The organism is Pseudomonas putida, assembly GCF_001636055.1.
GTDB classification, from domain to species: domain Bacteria; phylum Pseudomonadota; class Gammaproteobacteria; order Pseudomonadales; family Pseudomonadaceae; genus Aquipseudomonas; species Aquipseudomonas machongensis.
The window spans coordinates 1,742,899-1,763,833 of sequence record NZ_CP011789.1 but is presented as its reverse complement, the minus strand read 5'-3'; the positions used below and the strand labels follow the sequence as shown (position 1 = coordinate 1,763,833).

Below are 20,935 nucleotides of genomic sequence, written 5' to 3'. Positions count from 1 at the left end.
GCCGTCAGACTTTGAAGCGCGAGACACCGCCACGCAGCCCGGCAGCCACTTGGCTCAGTTCGTCGATGGCGAAACTGGCCTGGCGCAACGACTCGACCGTCTGCGTGCTGGCATCACTGAGCTGGGCCAGCGCCTGGTTGATCTGCTCGGCGCCGGTGGCCTGGGCCTGCATGCCCTCGTTGACCATCAGGACCCGTGGCGCCAGCGCCTGCACCTGATGAATGATCTGACTGAGCTGCTCGCCTACCTGCTGCACCTCGAACATGCCGCGGCGCACTTCCTCGGAGAACTTGTCCATGCCCATGACCCCAGCCGACACCGCGGACTGGATCTCGCGCACCATCTGCTCGATGTCGTAGGTGGCCACTGCGGTCTGGTCGGCCAGGCGGCGCACTTCGGTGGCCACCACGGCAAAACCGCGGCCGTACTCACCGGCTTTTTCCGCCTCGATGGCGGCGTTGAGCGACAGCAGGTTGGTCTGGTCGGCGACCTTGACGATGGTCACCACCACCTGGTTGATGTTGCTGGCCTTCTCGTTGAGGATGCCCAGCTTGGCGTTGACCAGGTCGGCGGCGCCCATCACCTGATGCATGGTTTCCTCCATGCGCGCCAGGCCTTGCTGGCCGGAACCGGCAAGGCTCGAAGCCTGGTCGGCGGCACTGGTCACCTCGGTCATGGTACGCACCAGATCACGCGAGGTCGCAGCGATCTCGCGCGAGGTGGCGCCAATTTCCGTGGTGGTTGCAGCGGTTTCGGTGGCCGTGGCCTGCTGCTGCTTGGAGGTGGCGGCGATCTCGGTGACGGAGGTGGTCACCTGCACCGATGAGCGCTGGGCCTGGGCCACCAGGTTGGCAAGCGCCTCGCCCATTTCATTGAAACCATTCTCGATGGCGCCGAACTCATCCTTGCGGTCCAGGTTCAGGCGCGCGCTGAGGTCACCCGAGCGCAGCTTGTCGAGGGCATGCACGATGCGTTGCATGGGAGCACTGATGGCGCGCATCAGCAGCAGGCCGCAGATGCCAGCAGCGACAATCGCCAGGATCAGCGAAACGATCATGCTGCCCTTGGCGGTGGCCACGGCGCTGACGATCTCGCGGGTGGCGGCATTGGCGGATTCGGTATTGCGGTCGATCACCGAGTTCAGGTGCTTGCGCCCGTCGGTCCAGGCCGGTGTCAGTACTTCGGCGATCAGGCGCTCGGCTTCGGGGTAGTTCTTCTCGCGGTAGGCTGCCAGGACCTGGTCGACCACCTTGACGTAGGCCTCCTCGAGACGCACGAAGGTGTCGAAGGATGCCTGGTCCTGCGCGTCCTGGATCGTGCCCTGGTAGTTGGCCATCTGCGCCCTGAGGCGGTCGTGGAAACCCTTGAACAGCTCGAGGTCGGCCGAGGTCAGCTCGCGATGGTTGGACAAGCCGACCAACTGCTGGCTGGCGACGTAGCTGTCGACCCAGGCGCTGCGGATCATCGAGCTGTAGTAGATTCCCGGAATGCTGTCCGTGCCCACTGCCTGCTCGCTGGCTTCGATGGTCACCAGGCGTGAATACGCCGCTACGATCATCAACAGCATGATGGCGATGATCACGGCGAAACTTGCCAGGATCCGTTGGCGCAAGGTCCAGTTCTTCACAATCAGCCCTCAGGAATTCTTCACGAGCGGGAAAATCGTCGAAGTATAGCCTAGGCGCCAGGCGCGTTATCGGTTGAATTGCGGAGTATTCAGGCATCCCTGCCGATTAAATAGCCAATCGCCACGTCACTGTGCCGCAGCGTCCCGTACCTGGCGTTCCAGTTCCTCGCGCAAGTTCGGGTCCAGGCGCAATTGGCGGGCCAGTTCGTCAAGGTAGGCGCGCTCCATGAAGTGTTCCTGATCGACCATCATCACGCTGGCCAGGTACATCTCTGCGGCCATTTCAGGGGTCTGTGCGGCACGGGCCACTTCGGCAGGATCGAGCGGCTTGTTCAGCTCGGCATGCAGCCAGGCCTGCAGCTCGCGATCGCTGTCCAGGCGCACGAACTCGCCCTCGATCAGTTCACGCTCGCGCTCATCGATATGACCGTCGGACTTGGCCGCCGCCACCAGCGCCTTGAGCACCGCCTGGCTGTGTTGCTCGGCTTGGGCCGGCGGCAGGCGATCGAGGGTCTGTGGCTCCTGCGCAGGGGCCTGGCCCTGGCGCGCCTGCCAGTTGCCATAGGCTTTGTAGGCCAGCACGCCAAGGGCGGCGAGGCCACCGTAGGTGAGTGCCTTGCCACCGTACTTGCGCGCCTTCTTGCTGCCCAGCAGCAGCCCCATGGCCCCGGCCGCCAGCGCCCCGCCTCCGGCACCGGAAAGCAGGCCGCCAAGGCCAGAGCCCTTGCCTTGGCCACCCCCGAGCAGATCACCAAGACCGGGCACCTTGCCCGCCCCGCCCTTGCCCTGCTGGTTCTGCAGCAGTGACTGGCCGGACTTGAGCAGTTGATCGAGCAGACCACGGGTGTTCATCTGGATGACTCCTGGACGGATAGGAAAGCTCCAGAGTAGGCCCGCAGCCTGAATTCTCCCTTAACGCATTTGCTTCGGGATGTTGCATCCGGCCAGTCGAACGGGACGCGGATCCATCACTCCCGCAGATCCGACTCATGAATCGGATTGGCCCGGCTGGTCGCACGTTGGTACTGCGCAGGCCAGGTTGCCTTGTTGCCACCCAGGTCATCGTCGGCATGCAGCGGCCAGTAAGGGTCGCGCAGCAGTTCGCGGGCGAGGAAGATCAGGTCGGCCTGACCGGTACGCAGGATGTGTTCGGCCTGCGCGGGTTCGGTGATCATGCCCACGGTGCCGGTGGCGACTTCCGACTCCTTGCGCACCCGCTCGGCGAAGCGGGTCTGGTAACCCGGGCCGGTGGGGATCTCGGCATTGACCGAGGTGCCGCCCGAGGATACGTCGATCAGGTCGACCCCCAGCGCCCTCAGACGACGCGCCAGCTCGACCGTCTCGTCTGGGTTCCAGCCATCCTCGACCCAATCGGTGGCCGATACCCGCACGAACAGCGGCAGCTCCTGCGGCCATACCTCACGCACGGCCTCGGTCACCTGAAGCGTCAGACGAATACGGTTCTCGAAGCAGCTGCCGTACTCGTCACGCCGCTGGTTGCTCAGCGGCGAAAGAAACTGATGCAGCAGGTAGCCATGGGCCGCATGGATTTCGACGACCTTGAACCCGGCCGCCTTGGCACGCTCGGCGGCCTGGACGAAGGCCTGGACAACACCCTGGATCTCATCGTGGCTCAGCTCGCGCGGCGGCGTATGCTCCGGATCGAAGGCGATCTTCGAAGGCCCGACCGGCTGCCAGCCGCCGTCCTCGACCTTGACGCTGCCGTGCTTGCCGAGCCAGGGACGATGGGTGCTCGCCTTGCGCCCGGCATGCGCCAGCTGAATGCCCGGAATGGCGCCCTGGGAAGTGATGAAGCGGGTGATACGTTGCAGTGGGACGATCTGGTCGTCGTTCCACAGCCCGAGATCTTCGGCGGTGATTCTTCCGTCGGCAGTGACAGCCACCGCCTCGGTGATCACCAGCCCGGCGCCACCGACGGCGCGACTGCCCAGGTGGACAAGATGCCAGTCGTTGGCCAGGCCATCGACGCTCGAGTACTGGCACATTGGCGAAACCGCAATGCGATTGGGCAGGGTCAGCTGACGCAGGGTATACGGCTCAAGCAGCAGGCTCATGAGGGGACCTCCCAAGGACTCCAATGGTGATCCGGCCCGGACACTCGTGTGCGGCCGTGGCCCGGTACCGGTCTTCTCTGAGACTAGACCAGATTACCCTGGGGGGAGGTTCCGCCGGATAGACGCCCCGCGCTGAGGGCTGCCCTCTGTCAGCGCGGCTCCATGTGCGCAATCATCAGTTGCACGCTTTCATTGCCGCGAAACTCGTTCACATCGAGCTTGTAGGCCACCTCCACCCAACGCACCGTCGGGTTGGGCCACACGTCGCGGTCGATGCCGAAGGCGATCCCATCGAGTTTCACCGAGCCGCACTCGCTCTTGAGCACCACTTTCAGATGCCGCTCCCCCACCACGCGCTGTTCGACCATCTGGAACACGCCATGGAACAGCGGCTCGGGAAAATGCTGCCCCCAAGGGCCAGCATTGCGCAGGGCGCGGGCCAGGTCCAGATGAAACTCCTCGACCGCCAGGGTGCCGTCGGACAGCAGGCGCCCGGTCAGGTCGTCCTCGCACAACTGGCGCCGCACCTCTTCGTCGAACGCATCGGCAAAGGCCTGGAAATTGGCCTCAGGCAGCGACAAGCCGGCGGCCATGGCGTGGCCGCCGAACTTGCTGATCAGGTGCGGCTGGCGTGCAGCCACGGCATCCAGCGCATCGCGGATATGGAAGCCCGGCACCGAACGGGCAGAGCCCTTGAGCATGCCCTCGCCCGCATCGGCAAAGGCGATGGTCGGTCGGTGGTAGCGCTCCTTCAGGCGCGAGGCGAGGATGCCGATCACACCTTGGTGCCAGTCGGCGTCGAACAGGCACAGGCCATAGGGCATGGACTCGATCGGCAGGTCCTTGAGCTGGGCCAGGGCTTCGCGCTGCATGCCCTGCTCGATGGACTTGCGATCCTGGTTGAGCCCGTCCAGTTGCCCGGCCATGTCCAGCGCAACGGCGGGGTCTTCGCACAGCAGGCATTCGATGCCCAGGCTCATGTCGTCCAGCCGACCGGCGGCGTTGAGCCGTGGCCCGAGGATGAAACCCAGGTCGGTCGAGGTGATGCGCCGATGATCGCGCCGCGCCACTTCGAGAATTGCCTTCAACCCAGGACGAGCACGCCCGGCACGGATGCGCTCGAGCCCCTGGTGCACGAGGATACGGTTGTTGGCGTCCAGCGGTACCACGTCGGCGACACTGCCCAACGCCACCAGGTCGAGCAGTTCGCCAATGTTCGGTTGGGCCTGCGTCTCATAGCGTCCAAGGCTGCGCAGACGGGCACGCAGGGCCATCAGCACGTAGAAAATCACCCCCACCCCGGCCAGCGACTTGCTGGGGAAGGTGCAGCCTGGCTGGTTCGGGTTGACGATCGCATCGGCGTCGGGCAACTGCTCGCCAGGCAGGTGGTGGTCGGTGACCAGGACCTTGAGCCCAGCAGCCTTGGCCGCCGCCACGCCATCGACACTGGAGATACCGTTATCGACCGTGATCAGCAGTTGCGGCTGACGCTGCAACGCCACCTGCACGATCTCCGGGGTCAGGCCATAGCCGTACTCGAAGCGATTGGGCACCAGGTAATCCACATGGGCCGCACCCAGCAGTCGCAGCCCCAGCACACCTACGGTGCTGGCGGTGGCGCCATCGGCGTCGAAGTCGCCGACGATCAGAATGCGCTGACGCAGGTCCAGGGCCTCGACCAACAGGTCGACGGCCGCCTCGATTCCTTTAAGTTGCTGGTACGGCAACAGGCGCGCCAGGCTCTTGTCCAGTTCGGACTCGCTCTGCACGCCGCGGGCGGCATACAGCCGGGTCAACAGGGGTGGCAGGTTGCCAAGGAAGGGCAGTGCCGATGGCAGGGGGCGGGGTTCGATACGCATGGGGTCTTCGGCTGTCAGATCGGATCAGGTCAGCCGCGCTCACCGAGCAGCCACTGCAATTGGACTTCGTGCTGGCCACGGTCGTCGGTGACGAATACCGTGCCTTCACTGATCATCACATCCCATTTGATGGTACGCGGCATGTCGGTGGCCAGAACCTCCAGGACTTCCTGCGGGACAGCAGCGATGCTCAGGTTTTTCAGGCCCTTGACCGCGCCGACCACCTTGTTCTCCCACACCCGCAAGCTGCCGTAGGCCAGCAGGCTGGTGCGCTCGGTACGGCGCGAGCACCAGGTGAGACGGTCGGCGTCGGGCTGGCCGACTTCGATCCAGTGCAGGATGCGATCATCCAGGCTTTTTTCCCACAGGGCGGCCTCATCGACATCCGACAGACCGCGGCCGAACGACAGGTTCTCGTTGTACCAAAGGGCGTAGGCCAGCAGACGGACGGCCATGCGTTCCTCGGTCTCCGACGGGTGACGAGCGATCGTCTGACGCACGTTTTCGTACACGCCGCGGTCGAGGTCGGTCAGATTCAGTTCGAACTTGTAGGTGGTGGAAGGCTGGGCCATGGGAAAGGGACTTCTTTGGAGAAAGTCGCAGAGTTTAACCGATCCGAGTTTGTTGGGGTGGGTGGTTGCGCATCTGCGTGCACTGGACTCTGCCTTGCAACAGTATCTGCCATTGACCAGCTGTGATAAAACCAAGCCTCTTTTCTGTCGCCACGGACGCACCATGCACACCCCCGCCAAACCCCTCGCCGGTCTGAAGGTCATCGAGCTCGGCACCTTGATCGCCGGCCCCTTCGCTTCGCGTATCTGCGCCGAATTCGGCGCCGAGGTGATCAAGGTCGAATCACCTGATGGCGGCGATCCGCTGCGCAAGTGGCGCAAATTATATGAAGGGACTTCGCTGTGGTGGTTCGTCCAGGCGCGCAACAAGCAATCGCTCACGCTCAACCTCAAGCACCCCGAAGGACGCGAGATCCTCAAGCAATTGCTGGCCGATGCTGACATCCTGATCGAGAACTTCCGCCCTGGCGTGCTGGAGAAACTCGGCCTTGGCTGGGAGGTGCTGCATGCCCTCAACCCACGCCTGGTAATGGTACGCCTGTCAGGCTTCGGCCAGACCGGGCCGATGAAGGACCAGCCAGGCTTCGGTGCCGTCGGCGAGTCCATGGGGGGCCTGCGCTACATCACCGGTTTCGAGGATCGTCCGCCCGTGCGCACGGGCATTTCCATCGGCGACTCGATCGCCGCTCTCTGGGGCGTGATTGGTGCACTGATGGCCCTGCGCCACCGCGAAGTCAATGGCGGTGAAGGACAGGTGGTGGATGTGGCGCTGTACGAGGCAATCTTCGCGATGATGGAAAGCATGGTGCCGGAGTTCGATGTGTTCGGTTTCATTCGCGAGCGCACCGGCAACATCATGCCGGGCATCACCCCCTCCTCCATCCACACCAGCGCCGACGGCCGGCACGTGCAGATCGGCGCCAACGGCGATGCGATCTTCAAACGCTTCATGCAGGCCATCGGCCGCGACGACCTCGCCGAGGATGCAACCCTGGCCAGCAACGATGGCCGTGACCTGCGTCGCGACGAGCTGTACGGGGTGATCGACCGCTGGGTCAACAGCCTGCCGCTGGAACAGGTGATGCAGGTGCTGAACGACGCAGGCGTGCCTGCCAGCCGCATCTATTCGGCCGAGGACATGTTCAGCGACCCGCAATTCCTCGCCCGGGAAATGTTCCTTCAGGCGAAGCTCCCAGACGGCAAGCCCTTCAAGATGCCGGGGATCGTGCCCAAGCTCTCGCAGACACCCGGCTCCACGGAGTGGGTCGGGCCTGCGCTGGGAGAGCACACGGCGACACTGCTCGCCGGGCTGGGCTATAGCGCTGCCGAGGTGGCACGCCTGCGCGAGCAGGGGGCGGTCTGATCGGGCGTCGAGCAAGCATGATGCGCATGTTTGTGCTGCTCTGCGTCCTGCTGTTGTCCTCGCAGCAGGGCCAGGCCCGTGAACGTTTGACCTGGCTGCTGCGCGACCTGCCGCCGTTCACTATTTTCGAAGGCCAGGAAAAGGGCCAGGGCGTGGTCGATCGCATGCTGCCCCTGCTCATCGAGCAGATGCCCGAATACGATCACACGGTGCTACGGGTAAATCGCGCGCGCGGCATCCAGATGCTTCAGGAACGCAGCTTCACCTGCGACCCCACCCTGCTATGGACACCGGAACGCGCCCGTTTCGTGCATTTCTCCCAACCCACGCTGCCCATCCTCAGCAGCGGGCTGGTCATCCGCAAGGCAGACCCGGGACGATTGGACGAATCCGAGGACAGCACGCCTGTGGACCTGAAGCAGGTGCTGGAACGGCCAGGGATGAAGTTGGGCATCGTGGCCCAACGCAGCTACGGAGTAGTGGTCGACGATATCCTGCGCCAGTTGCCAGAAACCACGCTGAGCCGCCACTACGGCAACGATGCCACCGCCAACCTCTTGCAGATGCAGCAACTGGGGCGCCTGCAACTGGTACTTGGGTACTGGCCGGAGGTGCGCTACCTGATCCAGCAGCAGGGCGGCTCGCTGGACAGCTACCAGTTCCACCCGATCAAGGGTGCGAATCGCTATCAGTTTCTGCATGTGGGCTGCTCCGACACGCCACTGGGACGCCAAGCCATCGCCCATATCGACAAGCTGTTGCCGCACCTGCGCCAGGAAGTACTCCCTGAGTTCTACGCAAGCTGGCTCGACCCCGAACTGCGCACAGAGTACCTGGAGCAGACACGGCACCTGGTCGAGGAGCTTCCCTCTGCAGCCAACCCCCAGCCATGACGCAGGCAAAAGAAACCCCGGATGCTGGGGAAGACATCCGGGGTCAACTCAAAGCCCTTGAGCGGACTCTGTACGGCGGTCCAACGCTACCGGAGCAAAGCAGCGTTCGAACACCCTATAAAGTCTGACGAGACACTCAGGCAAAGGTTCCCTGAGGTTGATGTCGGTGTTGCAAGGCCGCGATCACACAAGGCTGCAGACGCCCCTCGACGATCTGCAGGTCGCGGTGCAGACCGTCGACCAGATCGACCAGCAAGCGCTGCTCCTGTAGCTGACGCACACTCACGGCGCGGCGCAACACCTCGTTGCCCTGCGCATCGAGCAAGGTGAGTTGGCGATTGCCGCGCGCATCTACATCGTCGAGGCGGGTGTGATAAGGGGACAGGGCATCGTTGAGCAGGGAGCAGATTCTTTCCATCCGGCGTACTCGCTTTGTCGGGGACCTATCGGAACTGACCGCCAGGCACTTCGGAAAGTTCGCCCGCACGCGTCTGTATCAGCGAGCATGCGTGGGCAACATGACCGTTTCGATATCCCGCCCGGAGTACCTGCGCGGCGGCCGACGCAGCCGCTGCAATGCCGCCTGCAACCCCCTGATCGACAACGGCCAGGGCAATTGGGCAATAACCCACTGCCCCTGACGCTGGGCCTCGACAGCGAGATCAGGGCCGCGCACAGGGGGCTGTCCGACGAACAGTAGCGCACGCGCATGGCCTTGCCGGGTCACGTGCTTCAACAGTGCCTGGGCGCTCAGCGCCGGCATGCCATGGTCGATGATGAGCATGTCCAAGGCTTGCATCTGCGCCATGCTTGCCTTGGCGCTGGCCAGATCGCAGGCAATGCGCACGTTGAAAACCCCCAGGGCATTGCAGGCCTGGTGCAAAGCGATCTGCTGGGCGGGATGAGACTGGACGATAAGAATGTTGAGCCGGTGCATGAGCCGCTCCTGAGGGCTGCGAGCCCTGATGGACAGGGCGCCCACTCTAGAAAAGCAGCATAGGGACTCAAATAGGAAAAGCCTGAAAAGACGAAGGATGATTCTGTAATTAAAAGAACCGCTCAAACGCAAACGGGGCAAGCCGATGTTCCGACTTGCCCCGCCCAATGCTCTCGAGTGCCGCGTATTACAGCGGCTTGCCGCGGTTGCCGTGCTGGCTGACGAAGGCCTGGACCGCCTTCAGGTCATTGGCCAGGACCGTGCAACGCTCCTCGCGGCTGAACAGGTCGCTCAAGTGCGCCGGCAACTCGAGGGCCTTGCCGACACCGGCCTTCTCCACCGCTTCGGGGAATTTGACCGGATGCGCGGTGCCCAGGACCACCATCGGCGTGTCCAGGCTGCGACGGCACTCACGAGCGGCTTTGACGCCGATTGCGGTATGCGGATCAAGCACTTCGCCGGTGGCCTTGAACACCTCGGCGATGGTCTCGCAGGTCTGCTCGTCGCTCACCGCCAGGGAGTCGAACAGCTTGCGCGCCTCGGTCCAGCGATCCTGCTCCACGCTGAAACCGCCACCTTGCTTGAAGTTGGCCATCAACTCGGCGATCGCGGCACCGTTGCGACCGTGCAGATCGAACAGCAGGCGCTCGAAGTTGGACGAGACCATGATGTCCATCGACGGCGACAGCGTTGGGTGCAGGGCATCCTTGACGTACTGGTTGCCGCTCATGAAGCGGTGCAGGATGTCGTTGCGGTTGGTGGCCACCACCAGTTGGCTGATCGGCAGGCCCATGTTGCGTGCCAGGTAACCGGCAAAGATGTCGCCGAAGTTGCCGGTCGGGACCGAGAACGCGATCGAGCGCGCCGGGCCGCCCAACTGCAGTGCTGCATGGAAGTAGTAGACGATCTGGGCCATGATCCGCGCCCAGTTGATCGAGTTGACCGCCACCAGGCGAGTGCCCTTGAGGAAGGACTGATCGGCGAAGCTGGCCTTGACCATTTCCTGGCAGTCGTCGAAGTTGCCTTCGATGGCGATGTTGTGGATGTTGTCACCGAGGATGGTGGTCATCTGCCGACGCTGAACTTCCGACACACGCTGGTGCGGGTGCAGGATGAAGATGTCAACGTTGTCGCAACGGCGGCAGCCTTCGATGGCGGCAGAACCGGTATCGCCGCTGGTGGCGCCGACAATCACCACGCGCTCGCCACGCTTGACCAGCACGTGGTCGAGCAGACGGCCAAGCAGTTGCAGGGCAAAGTCCTTGAACGCCAGTGTTGGGCCGTGGAACAGCTCCATCACCCACTCGTTGCCGTTCAACTGGCGCAGCGGCGCCACCGCGGCATGGGCGAAGGCACCGTAGGTTTCCTCCAGGATCTTCTTGAAGTCGGCGTCGGCGATGCTGCCGGTGACGAACGGGCGCATCACCCGGAAGGCCAGTTCGTGGTACGGCAGGCCGGCCCAGGATGCGATCTCTTCCTGGGTGAAGCGCGGCAGGTTCTCCGGCACGTACAGGCCGCCATCACTGGCAAGGCCAGCCAGCAGGACGTCTTCGAAATTCAGGGCCGGCGCCTGGCCGCGAGTACTGATATAGCGCATTGTGCAAACCTTCGGTTCTGGGCGCGGGCCGCCGTCGCGGCCCGCCGCTGAATTAATTGAGCTGTTCGACGCGGATGCGCACGACGTTGCCGACCACATCCTGCAGGGCTTCAAGGGCGACGATAGCATCGTTGATACGCTGCTCGACCACGCCATGCGTCAGCAGGATCATCGGCACCAGGCCGTCCTGCTCCTCGGCTTCCTTCTGCATGATCGACTCTATGTTGATGCCACGCTCGGACAGGATGCTGGCGACCTGGGCCAGCACGCCTGGGTGATCCTTGGCCTGGATACGCAGGTAGTAGGCACTTTCGCAAGCCTCGATCGGCAGGATCGGGTGCGCCGACAACGAATCCGGCTGGAAGGCCAGGTGCGGAACGCGGTTTTCCGGGTCGGAGGTCATGGCACGCACCACGTCGACCAGGTCGGCGACCACCGACGAAGCGGTCGGCTCCATGCCGGCACCGGCACCGTAATAAAGCGTAGACCCTGCAGCATCACCGTTGACCATCACCGCGTTCATCACGCCGTTGACGTTGGCGATCAGGCGGTCGCTCGGGATCAGCGTCGGGTGCACGCGCAGCTCGATGCCGTCGGCGGTACGGCGGGCCACGCCCAGGTGCTTGATGCGATAGCCCAGGGCTTCGGCGTAGTTGACATCGGCAGTGGTCAGGCGGGTGATGCCCTCGGTGTAGGCCTTGTCGAACTGCAGCGGAATACCAAAGGCGATGGAGGCCAGGATGGTCAGCTTGTGCGCAGCATCGATGCCCTCGACGTCGAAGGTCGGGTCGGCTTCGGCGTAACCCAGCGCCTGGGCTTCGGCCAGCACGTCAGGGAAGGCACGGCCCTTTTCACGCATTTCGGTGAGGATGAAGTTGCCGGTGCCGTTGATGATCCCGGCCAACCAGTTGATGCGGTTGGCCGACAGGCCTTCGCGGATCGCCTTGATCACCGGGATACCGCCGGCAACTGCCGCCTCGAAGGCCACGATCACGCCCTTTTCACGGGCCTTGGCGAAAATTTCGTTGCCGTGCACGGCAATCAGCGCCTTGTTGGCGGTGACCACGTGCTTGCCGTTCTCGATGGCCTTGAGCACCAGATCGCGTGCAATGGTGTAGCCACCGATCAGCTCGATGACGATGTCGATTTCGGGGTTGGTCGCGACTTCGAACACATCAGCGGTAATGGGGGTACCGGTAATCTGGCAGTTCGGGTTCTGCGAGCGCATGGCAATCTGAGCCACTTCAATACCGCGCCCGGCACGGCGGGCAATCTCCTCGGCGTTGCGCTGAAGTACATTGAAGGTACCGCCACCGACGGTCCCCAACCCACAGATGCCTACTTTGACCGGTTTCACTGTGAACTCCCCATTGAACGGCCGGCACCTGCGCCGACCGTGAAACATGCCGTCACCCCATGACGACGGCGTATTGAATGAATTACTTGGCGGCTTGCGCCTGGCCGGCCAGGGCCAGCTTGGCCACCTGCGGTGCCGGCTGGTAGCCCGGGATCACCTGGCCGCTTTCGAGCACGATCGCTGGCGTGCCGTTGACACCGATCGACTGGCCGAGCTGGAACTGCTTGCTGACCGGGTTGGCGCACTTGGCCGCCTTGATTTCCTTGCCGTCGACCATCTTGTCCATCGCCGCACGGCGATCGCTGGAGCACCAGACGGCCTGCAACTGCTCGTCACCCGGCGAGCCCAGGCCCTGGCGCGGGAAGGCGACATAGCGCACTTCGATACCGCGCTTGTTCAGCTCTGGCACTTCGGCGTGCAGCTTGTGGCAGTACGGGCAGGTCGTGTCGGTGAACACGGTGATGTGCGATTTGGTTTCGCCCTTGGCCGGGTAGACCACCATTTCAGCCGCAGGAATACCGTTGATCAGCTTGGCGATACCCTGGCGTTCGGTTTTCTCGGTCAGGTTGACCGGCTTGCCATCCTGGATCTGGTACAGGTAGCCCTGCATGACGAACTGGCCGTCTGCGCTGGCATAGAGCACGCGACCGCCCTGCAGCTTGACTTCGTACAAGCCGCCGACCGGGCTGCTGGCGACGCTTTCGATCGGTACTTCCAATTCCAGGGTCTTGAGTGTGTTGCGAATGGCCTGCTCGGCACCGGCAGTGACGTCGGTGGCCGCAGCAACGGCAAAGGTACTGGCCAGCGCCAGGGCGGCGGCGGCAAAAATCTGGGTCACGCGCATGGGGTACTCCTGAAGGCGGACGGGGACCGGAGGACGTCGCCTGCGGAAAAATCGCGGCGACCGGGCGGTCCCTGGTGCAAACCGCTCAAGCCTACCACATCAGGCCGCAGCGAAATCACTGTCTGATGGCCGCCGGGCGGAACATGAAAATCATTCATCCACGCGGATGATGCTGGGCGTGCAACTGCTGCAAACGAGCCTTGGCGACGTGGGTGTAGATCTGCGTGGTGGAAAGGTCGCTGTGCCCCAACAGCATCTGCACCACCCTCAGGTCGGCCCCGTGATTGAGCAGATGCGTAGCGAAAGCATGGCGCAGGGTGTGCGGTGACAGCGGCTTGTCGATCCCCGCCACGCGGGCGTGATGCTTGATGCGATGCCAGAAGGTCTGGCGGGTCATTTCCTCGCCCCGCAGGCTGGGGAACAGCACATCGCTGGGACGCCCGTTGAGCAGCTCGGCCCGACCGTCACGCAGGTAGCGCTCGATCCACAGCACCGCCTCCTCGCCCATCGGCACCAGGCGCTCCTTGCTGCCCTTGCCCATCACCCGCAGCACGCCCTGGCGCAGGTTGACCTGATCGAGAGTCAGGCTCACCAGCTCGGTGACCCGCAGGCCGCAGGCGTAGAGCACCTCGAGCATGGCGCGGTCGCGCTGGCCGATGGCTTCGGCCAGGTCCGGCGCCTTGAGCAACGCTTCGACATCCGCTTCCGACAGGGACTTGGGCAAAGGCCTACCCAGTTGCGGCATATCGACCTGCAAGGTCGGGTCGACACCTATGAGCTTTTCCCGCAGCAGATAACGATAAAAACCACGCACTCCAGAGAGAAAACGTGCAGTGGAACGCGGCTTGTAACCCTGATCGAAGCGCCAGGCAAGGTGGTCGAGGATCGAATCGCGACCTGCATCGGGCAACGTCACGCCACGCTCCTGCAACCAGCCATTGAACAGGGCCAGGTCGCTGCGGTAGGACACGCGGGTGTTGTCGGACAGGCCTTTTTCCAGCCAGAGGGCATCGAGAAACTGATCGATCAGGGGGTGGTCCAGGGCGGGCATTCGGAGGGCTGCTGGGTGTTGAAAGTGGGCTAGTGTTTCACAGACGCATAATTGTTGTCTGTATCGGCCTCTTCGCGGGTAAACCCGCTCCTACAGGGATCGCGTAGCACCGGTGGGTTTACCCGCGAAAGGGCGCGCACTGGAGAACTCAGGCCTGGGCCAGTACTGGCACCGGCCGCTTGTCCTCGTCGATGGCGACGAAGCTGAAAACCCCATGAATCGCACGCTCGCGGCCGTCGAGGTACATGTTCTCGACGAACACATCGACCTGCACCTGCAAGCTGGTATTGCCCACCTTGATCACGCTGCCAACCAGCTCGACGATCGAGCCCGCCGGGATCGGGTGCTTGAAGTCGATGCGGTCAGTGGACACGGTCACCAGCGGCAGGCGACAGAAACGCGTAGCGGCGATGAACGACACCTCGTCCATCCAGGCCAGCGCGGTGCCGCCGAACAAGGTGTTGTGGTGGTTGGTGGTGTTGGGGAAAACGGCCTTGGTCACGCGAGTGATCGACAGCTCGGTACGCCGCTGGATTTCCTGATCTCTTGGGGTGGTAGTCATGGGGTACTCACTTTGCAAGGGAATGGCAGCGGAGCGACCCGCGAAGCAGGCAACACCAATACCACAGAATGCAAAAAAGCAGCCCGAAGGCTGCTTTTTCTCTCGCCAGGTGGCCGAAGCCACCGGTCAAACTGCACTCAGGACAGTTTTTCCTTGATGCGAGCGGCTTTGCCGGACAGGTCGCGCAGGTAGTACAGCTTGGCTTTACGCACGTCACCACGACGTTTCACGGCCAGGCTGTCGATCTGTGGGCTGTAGGTCTGGAAGGTACGCTCTACGCCAACGCCGCTGGAGATCTTGCGCACGGTGAAAGCGCTGTTCAGACCGCGGTTACGCTTGGCGATAACAACGCCTTCGAACGCCTGCAGACGCGAGCGATCGCCTTCCTTCACTTTAACCTGAACGACAATGGTGTCGCCTGGTGCGAAGGTCGGGATTTCCTTGCTCATCTGCTCGGCTTCGAGCTGCTGGATGATCTTGTTGGTCATGCTGTGCTCCTAAGATGGATAACTCGATCCACCATCGATACGTTAACTATCGTCCCGCTCGCGGAGGTATTCCTCGAGCAGCTTCTTCTCTTCTCCAGAAAGCGAGCGACTTTCCAGAAGATCGGCGCGTCGTTCGAAGGTCCTACCAAGGGACTGCTTCATTCTCCAACGCCGGATGTGTGCATGGTTGCCACTTAGCAACACGTCGGGTACACGCTGATCCGCATACACCTCAGGTCGGGTGTAGTGCGGGCAATCCAGCAGACCATCGGTGAAGGAGTCTTCCTCCGCCGAGTCCACATGCCCTAAAGCTCCGGGCAGCAGCCGCGTAACCGCATCGATCAGTACCATGGCCGGCAGCTCGCCACCGGAAAGTACATAGTCACCAATCGACCACTCCTCATCGACATGAGCTTCGATAAAACGCTCGTCGATGCCTTCATAACGACCGGCGATCAGGATCAACGATTCCTGTTCGGCCAGGCCTTTGACCGCCTGCTGAGTCAGCTTGCGGCCTTGTGGCGAGAGGTAGATCACCTTCGCCGATGCTCCGGTTGCCTGCCTGGCACTGGCCAGGGCGTCTTCCAGAGGCTTGATCTTCATCACCATGCCCGGACCACCGCCAAACGGCCGATCATCCACCGTGTGGTGGCGATCAGTGGTGTAGTCCCGTGGGTTCCAGCAGGTCACTTGCAGCAACCCCTGTTTCACCGCACGACTGGTAATGCCGTACTCCGTGATGGCCGAGAACATCTCGGGGAACAACGTGACGACTTCTACTCGAAGGTTACCCATCGTCTAGAAATCCGCGTCCCATTCGACTCGCATCACACCTGCTTCCAGGTCGATTGCCAGCACACATTGCTCCGTATAGGGCAACAGACGCTCGCGATCATCCAGGCTGCCTGCGCAAGGCTTGACCACCATTACATCGTTCGCACCGGTCTCCAACAGGTGATCGACCTTGCCGAACAGTTGTTCGTCCTGGTTGATGACCTTCAGGCCCTGCAACTGGTACCAGTAGTACTCGTCGGCGGCCAGGTTGGGCAAAAGGCTCCGCGCAATGCAGATTTCGTAACCGCTCAGAAGACGGGCTTCATCGCGATCGTCGAGGCCTTTCAGTTTCACGACCAGGCCCTTCTGGGAGCCACGACCGTTGACCAGCTCGACCTGCTTTACCTTGCCTTCGTGCCGAAGCGTCCAGCGCGGATAATCCAACAGGTTTTCAATCGGATCGGTAAAGGAATACACCTTCACCTCGCCGCGAACGCCGTGAACCGAAAAAATCTTGCCAACGACGATGAGGTCGTCAGCCTTTTCTGGCGTCGCGTTCATACTGCTCAGGCAGCAGCCTTGGCAGCGTCCTTCAGCAGCTGAGCAACACGCTCAGACGGCTGCGCGCCCTGGCTCAGCCAGTAGGTGACGCGTTCCTGGTTGACCGACAGCTTGACTTCGGCGCCCGAGGCGATCGGGTTGAAGAAGCCAACGCGCTCAACGAAACGGCCGTCACGGGCGTTACGCGAGTTGGTCACGGTCAGGTGGTAGAAAGGGCGCTTTTTCGAGCCGCCACGGGCCAGACGAATGGTTACCATGTGAACATCGTTCCTATAGTCGGTACTGCAGTCAGTGCTGCAAATCTGAATGCCAAATAGGCACACGGGTGCCCAAAAGGCCGCATATTCTCAGGGAATACACGGACATTTGCAAATGGCTTTTTCGCAAGAGCCATGCAAAGCAATCCAGACCTGCCGCTTAAGCCGCTGTTTTGCGGCGCTTTCCCGCCAAGGCGGGGTCTGCCTGGCCGCCTATCAAGGCGACCAAGCGGATTCGGTTACAGCTTCGGCATGCCGCCGCCCGGCAGCATCCCGCCCAGGCCACGCATCATCTTGGCCATGCCGCCCTTGGCGGAGAATTTCTTCATCATCTTCTGCATCTGCTTGTGCTGCTTGATCAGCCGGCCGATATCCTGCACCTGCGTGCCGGAGCCCAGGGCGATACGGCGCTTGCGCGAACCGCTGATCAGGTCGGGGTCACGGCGCTCGGCAGGGGTCATGGAGTTGATGATCGCTTCCATCTGCTTGAATTGCTTCTCGGCCGCCCCCTGCGCGTTGCCCATCTGCGACAGGTTGACGCCACCGATGCTGGGCAGCTTGTCCATCAGGCCACCCAGGCCGCCCATGTTCTTCATCTGCTGCAGTTGGTCGCGGAAGTCTTCGAGGTCGAAGCCCTTGCCCTTCTTCAGCTTCTTGGCCAGCTTGTCGGCCTTGGCCTTGTCGATGTTCTGCTCGGCCTGCTCGATCAGGCTGAGCACGTCGCCCATGCCGAGGATGCGCGAGGCGATGCGGTCGGGGTGGAAAGGCTCGAGGGCTTCGGTCTTCTCGCCCATACCGATGAACTTGATCGGCTTGCCAGTAATGGCGCGCACCGACAGCGCGGCACCGCCACGGGCATCGCCATCGACCTTGGTCAGCACCACGCCGGTCAGCGGCAGCGCCTCACCGAAGGCCTTGGCGGTGTTGGCGGCGTCCTGGCCGGTCATGGCATCGACCACGAACAGCGTCTCGACCGGCTTGACCGCCGCGTGCAGGGCCTTGATCTCGTCCATCATGTCGGCGTCGATGTGCAGACGGCCGGCGGTATCGAGGATGACCACGTCGATGAACTTGATCTTGGCTTCGCGAATCGCCGCCTCGGCGATATCGACCGGCTTCTGGCTGATGTCGGACGGGAAGAAGGTCACGCCGATGTCGTTGGCCAGGGTTTCGAGCTGCTTGATCGCCGCCGGGCGGTAGACGTCGGCGGACACCACCATGACGGTCTTTTTCTTGCGCTCTTTCAGGAAGCGCGCCAGCTTACCGGCAGTGGTGGTCTTGCCCGCGCCCTGCAGGCCTGCCATCAGTACCACGGCTGGCGGAGCGGCATTGAGCGCGAGGTCTTCGTTGGCCGCGCCCATCAGGCTTTCCAGCTCGGCCTGGACGATCTTCACGAACGCCTGGCCCGGCGTCAGGCTGCGCGACACCTCGGTGCCGACCGCACGCTCCTTGATGCTGTTGACGAAGTCCTTGACCACCGGCAGGGCAACGTCGGCCTCGAGCAGGGCCATGCGCACTTCACGCAACGTGTCCTTGATGTTCTCTTCGGTCAGCTTGGCCTTGCCGGTGACATGGCGCAGCGTCTGTGACAGGCGGTCGGTCAGGTTTTCGAACATGGTGATCCTTTCAGGCCCAATAAAGCCGAGGTTGTTCAGGTGCCCTGGCGGATATCCACACGCGAAGGGCACAGCAAGCCGCGCATTATAACGGAGAGCGGCGGTGGCGCACACCTTGGTGCCGAGCGGTGATCGGGGGGCCGTTCGCGGGCAGCCCGCGCCCACGAAACTCAGGGGTTGCAGGAGCAGGACTGGCCGCGAAAAGGCCGAGGCGGTCTGCAGTCTTCCTAGGCAACCGCGTTCTATGCCAAACTCCCCTCCTTTAAGGGCTCGCCTACCAGGACCTATGCTCTCCTCACCCAGCCTCATCCCCAACCTGATCGCAGCCATCCTTTATATTGCCGCGACGGCCTATCAAGGTTCGCGCCTGGCACAGGGTGCCAAGGTCGACAAACGCCTGCTCGGCCTGCTGGGCGTGATTGCCGTTGTCGCACAGACCTGCGCCCTGTTCTTCCAGTTGCTCACCCCGCTGGGCCTGAGCCTCGACTTCTTCAGCGCCGCCAGCCTGATCGCCACCGCGGTGATCGCCCTGACGCTGCTCGCCTGCCTGAGCATTCCGGTGGAGAACCTGCTGGTGCTGCTGTTCCCGCTGGGGGCAGTGACGGCGCTGCTGGCCCAGTTCGCACCGGCGGGCACCGTGCCGCTGGTCAATGAAGAACCCGGCATCCTGGCGCATATCCTGCTGTCGATCCTCGCCTACGGCCTGTTCACCATCGCCGTGGTCCAGGCGTTGCTGCTGTTGCTCCAGGACCACCAGCTCAAGCACAAGCATCCCTCGGGGCTGATCCGCAACTTCCCTCCACTGCAAACAATGGAAAGCCTGCTGTTCGGCTTTCTCTGGGCGGGCTGGATCTTCCTGTCGCTTTCGCTGATCTCCGGCTGGCTGTTCTTCGAGAACCTGTTCGCCCAGCACCTGGTACACAAGACCTCGCTGTCGTGCCTGGCCTGGATCGTGTTCAGCGTCCTGCTGTGGGGGCGCAATCGCCTGGGATGGCGCGGGCACAAGGCGATCCGCTGGACCCTGGCGGGCTTCTGCCTGCTGATGCTGGCCTATTTTGGCAGCAAGCTGGTTCGCGAATTCATCCTGCACATCTGACGGGCAATCATGGACACTTTGCCGTACGCCCCGCTGCTCGGCACCCTGATACTGGCGCTGCTGTGGTCGGCGCTGTTCAGCGCGGTCGAGGCCGCACGCCAGCAACTCAACGGCCATGCCCGCGCCGGTGAAGCCGAACAGCCCACCCTGCCCGCCCAGGCCTTGGTGCTCTGTGCCAGCCTGGGCAGATTGCTGGTGCTGGGCCTGGCCTGCCTGATCGGCCAGCGCTACAGCGGCGAGCATGGTTTCTGGCTGGCCGGGCTGTGCGCCACGCTGGCACTGCTGGTGCTGACCGAATACCTGCCAAGGCGCCTGGCCCGGCGCAACCCACAGGCCTATGTCAGCCTTGGCGCCAGCCTGCTCAAGCTGCCACTGGCGGCACTGCAGCCTGTGGCCTGCCTGCTCGACGGCACGGCCAAGCTGATCCTGCGCCCATTGCGCGTACAACCCAACGCCGTCGCCCTGCACCCACAGGATGACGACGCCCAGGATGACGACGAGCCCCACGAACCACCACGCCAGGGGCTGATCGAGGGCCTGCAAGCGCTGGACAAGATTACCGTCAACGACATTCTGGTCCCGCGCAACGAAGTCGACGGCATCAACCTCGACGACCCGATCGAACAGGTCATCGAACAGTTGATCCTCAGCCGCCACACCCGCCTGCCCGTCTATCACAACGACATCAACCAGGTCGAAGCGATCCTCAACACCAAGCTCATCAGCCACCTGCTGCCACGCGCCGAACTGACCCTGGAGAAGCTGCAGGCCGCCTGCTACGAGCCCTACTTCGTCCCGGAAAGCACCCCACTGCAAATGCAACTGCTGAACTTCCACAAGCAGCAGCGGCGAATGGGCGTGGTCGTGGACGAGTACGGCGAAGTGCTGGGGATCGTAACGCTCGAAGACATCCTTGAAGAGATCGTCGGCGAGTTCGAGGACGAACAGAGCCTGGACAACCCCCATATCCATCCCCAGCCCGATGGCCGCTTCATCATCGAAGGCACCGCCTCGCTGCGCGAGCTCAACCGCAGCCTGGGATGGCACCTGCCCTGCGACGGCGGCCCGAAAACCCTCAATGGCCTGGTCACCGAAGCACTGGAAAGCATCCCGGCAAGCGCGGTATGCCTGAAAGTCGGACGCTACCGCCTGGAAATCCTCGAAACCGAGGACAATTGCGCCAGCAAGGTACTGGTCTGGACCGTAACCCGATAGCTATACTCGGGCCACGCTTACCCAGCCCTGCCGTCCCGCCTGCTACCCGCACCCGGCGCCCCACGGCCAGTCCGCCTCACTGACGTGCCAGCAGCCCTGCGTCCTACCCCGAGCAGCGCCCGCTCCCTGCCACCCCTTGGGCCCTCGTCAGCCTGGCGAACCACAACAATACGCTGCGGCCCGCCTGCTCG

The 20,935-nt window shown here is 62.9% G+C and carries 21 protein-coding genes; 4 read left to right on the top strand and 17 right to left on the bottom strand.

The window, feature by feature from the left end; genetic code table 11:
* Positions 1-4: 4 nt before the first annotated feature.
* The 5 genes from AB688_RS08105 to AB688_RS08085 form a co-directional block, all read right to left on the bottom strand.
* The gene (locus tag AB688_RS08105; protein ID WP_063543316.1) at positions 5-1,627 is read right to left on the bottom strand and encodes a methyl-accepting chemotaxis protein; all 1,623 of its coding nucleotides are present in this window, start codon (positions 1,625-1,627) and stop codon (positions 5-7) included.
* A gap of 126 nt (positions 1,628-1,753) precedes the next feature.
* A complete protein-coding gene (locus tag AB688_RS08100; protein ID WP_063543314.1) occupies positions 1,754-2,479 on the bottom strand; it encodes a tellurite resistance TerB family protein in 726 nt (241 codons plus the stop codon).
* 116 nt (positions 2,480-2,595) lie between these two features.
* Positions 2,596-3,702, bottom strand: a complete 1,107-nt coding sequence (locus AB688_RS08095; RefSeq protein WP_054895079.1) for an NADH:flavin oxidoreductase/NADH oxidase — start codon at positions 3,700-3,702, stop codon at positions 2,596-2,598.
* 149 nt (positions 3,703-3,851) lie between these two features.
* Complete coding sequence (gene recJ, locus AB688_RS08090; RefSeq protein WP_054895080.1) at positions 3,852-5,561, bottom strand: single-stranded-DNA-specific exonuclease RecJ; 1,710 nt, start codon at positions 5,559-5,561, stop codon at positions 3,852-3,854.
* Positions 5,562-5,590: 29 nt separating this feature from the next.
* Positions 5,591-6,133, bottom strand: coding sequence for a YaeQ family protein (locus AB688_RS08085; RefSeq protein WP_054895081.1), 543 nt, complete (start codon positions 6,131-6,133; stop codon positions 5,591-5,593).
* Positions 6,134-6,296: 163 nt separating this feature from the next.
* On the opposite strand from AB688_RS08085, the gene AB688_RS08080 reads away from it, so the two are divergent.
* Complete coding sequence (locus tag AB688_RS08080) at positions 6,297-7,496, top strand: CaiB/BaiF CoA transferase family protein (RefSeq protein ID WP_063543312.1); 1,200 nt, start codon at positions 6,297-6,299, stop codon at positions 7,494-7,496.
* 20 nt (positions 7,497-7,516) lie between these two features.
* On the top strand, positions 7,517-8,389 hold the full coding sequence (locus tag AB688_RS08075; RefSeq protein ID WP_063546659.1) for a TIGR02285 family protein: 873 nt from the start codon (positions 7,517-7,519) through the stop codon (positions 8,387-8,389).
* A 136-nt stretch (positions 8,390-8,525) separates the two neighbouring features.
* Here the strand turns inward: AB688_RS08075 and AB688_RS08070 are convergent, their stop codons facing one another.
* The 12 genes from AB688_RS08070 to ffh all read right to left on the bottom strand — a co-directional run bounded on the left by AB688_RS08070 (position 8,526) and on the right by ffh (position 18,433).
* Positions 8,526-8,807: a DUF3509 domain-containing protein gene (locus AB688_RS08070; protein ID WP_063543310.1), complete on the bottom strand. Its 282-nt coding sequence runs from the start codon at positions 8,805-8,807 to the stop codon at positions 8,526-8,528.
* Positions 8,808-8,885: 78 nt separating this feature from the next.
* Positions 8,886-9,326: a response regulator gene (locus AB688_RS08065; protein WP_063543308.1), complete on the bottom strand. Its 441-nt coding sequence runs from the start codon at positions 9,324-9,326 to the stop codon at positions 8,886-8,888.
* Positions 9,327-9,513: 187 nt separating this feature from the next.
* Entirely contained in the window at positions 9,514-10,923 is a 1,410-nt protein-coding gene (gene thrC, locus AB688_RS08060; RefSeq protein ID WP_054895085.1) for a threonine synthase, read from the bottom strand.
* 52 nt (positions 10,924-10,975) lie between these two features.
* A complete protein-coding gene (locus AB688_RS08055) occupies positions 10,976-12,280 on the bottom strand; it encodes a homoserine dehydrogenase (RefSeq protein WP_054895086.1) in 1,305 nt (434 codons plus the stop codon).
* 82 nt (positions 12,281-12,362) lie between these two features.
* Positions 12,363-13,124, bottom strand: coding sequence for a DsbC family protein (locus AB688_RS08050; RefSeq protein ID WP_054895087.1), 762 nt, complete (start codon positions 13,122-13,124; stop codon positions 12,363-12,365).
* Between the two features lie 154 nt (positions 13,125-13,278).
* Positions 13,279-14,175, bottom strand: a complete 897-nt coding sequence (xerD, locus tag AB688_RS08045; RefSeq protein WP_054895088.1) for a site-specific tyrosine recombinase XerD — start codon at positions 14,173-14,175, stop codon at positions 13,279-13,281.
* Positions 14,176-14,323: 148 nt separating this feature from the next.
* Positions 14,324-14,737, bottom strand: a complete 414-nt coding sequence (locus AB688_RS08040) for an acyl-CoA thioesterase (protein WP_063543306.1) — start codon at positions 14,735-14,737, stop codon at positions 14,324-14,326.
* Positions 14,738-14,874: 137 nt separating this feature from the next.
* Positions 14,875-15,225: a 50S ribosomal protein L19 gene (gene rplS / locus AB688_RS08035; protein WP_023629812.1), complete on the bottom strand. Its 351-nt coding sequence runs from the start codon at positions 15,223-15,225 to the stop codon at positions 14,875-14,877.
* Between the two features lie 42 nt (positions 15,226-15,267).
* Positions 15,268-16,020, bottom strand: coding sequence for a tRNA (guanosine(37)-N1)-methyltransferase TrmD (trmD, locus tag AB688_RS08030; RefSeq protein WP_054895625.1), 753 nt, complete (start codon positions 16,018-16,020; stop codon positions 15,268-15,270).
* Between the two features lie 3 nt (positions 16,021-16,023).
* The gene (gene rimM / locus AB688_RS08025) at positions 16,024-16,560 is read right to left on the bottom strand and encodes a ribosome maturation factor RimM (RefSeq protein WP_063543304.1); all 537 of its coding nucleotides are present in this window, start codon (positions 16,558-16,560) and stop codon (positions 16,024-16,026) included.
* A gap of 5 nt (positions 16,561-16,565) precedes the next feature.
* Positions 16,566-16,817, bottom strand: coding sequence for a 30S ribosomal protein S16 (gene rpsP, locus AB688_RS08020; RefSeq protein ID WP_008094480.1), 252 nt, complete (start codon positions 16,815-16,817; stop codon positions 16,566-16,568).
* 239 nt (positions 16,818-17,056) lie between these two features.
* Entirely contained in the window at positions 17,057-18,433 is a 1,377-nt protein-coding gene (gene ffh / locus AB688_RS08015) for a signal recognition particle protein (protein ID WP_063543302.1), read from the bottom strand.
* 286 nt (positions 18,434-18,719) lie between these two features.
* On the opposite strand from ffh, the gene AB688_RS08010 reads away from it, so the two are divergent.
* Together AB688_RS08010 and AB688_RS08005 are read left to right on the top strand one after the other, a co-directional pair.
* The gene (locus AB688_RS08010; RefSeq protein ID WP_054895622.1) at positions 18,720-19,529 is read left to right on the top strand and encodes a cytochrome C assembly family protein; all 810 of its coding nucleotides are present in this window, start codon (positions 18,720-18,722) and stop codon (positions 19,527-19,529) included.
* Positions 19,530-19,538: 9 nt separating this feature from the next.
* Positions 19,539-20,744 (top strand): transporter associated domain-containing protein, encoded by a 1,206-nt coding sequence (locus AB688_RS08005; protein WP_063543300.1) that lies wholly within the window; start codon positions 19,539-19,541, stop codon positions 20,742-20,744.
* Positions 20,745-20,935: the final 191 nt, after the last annotated feature.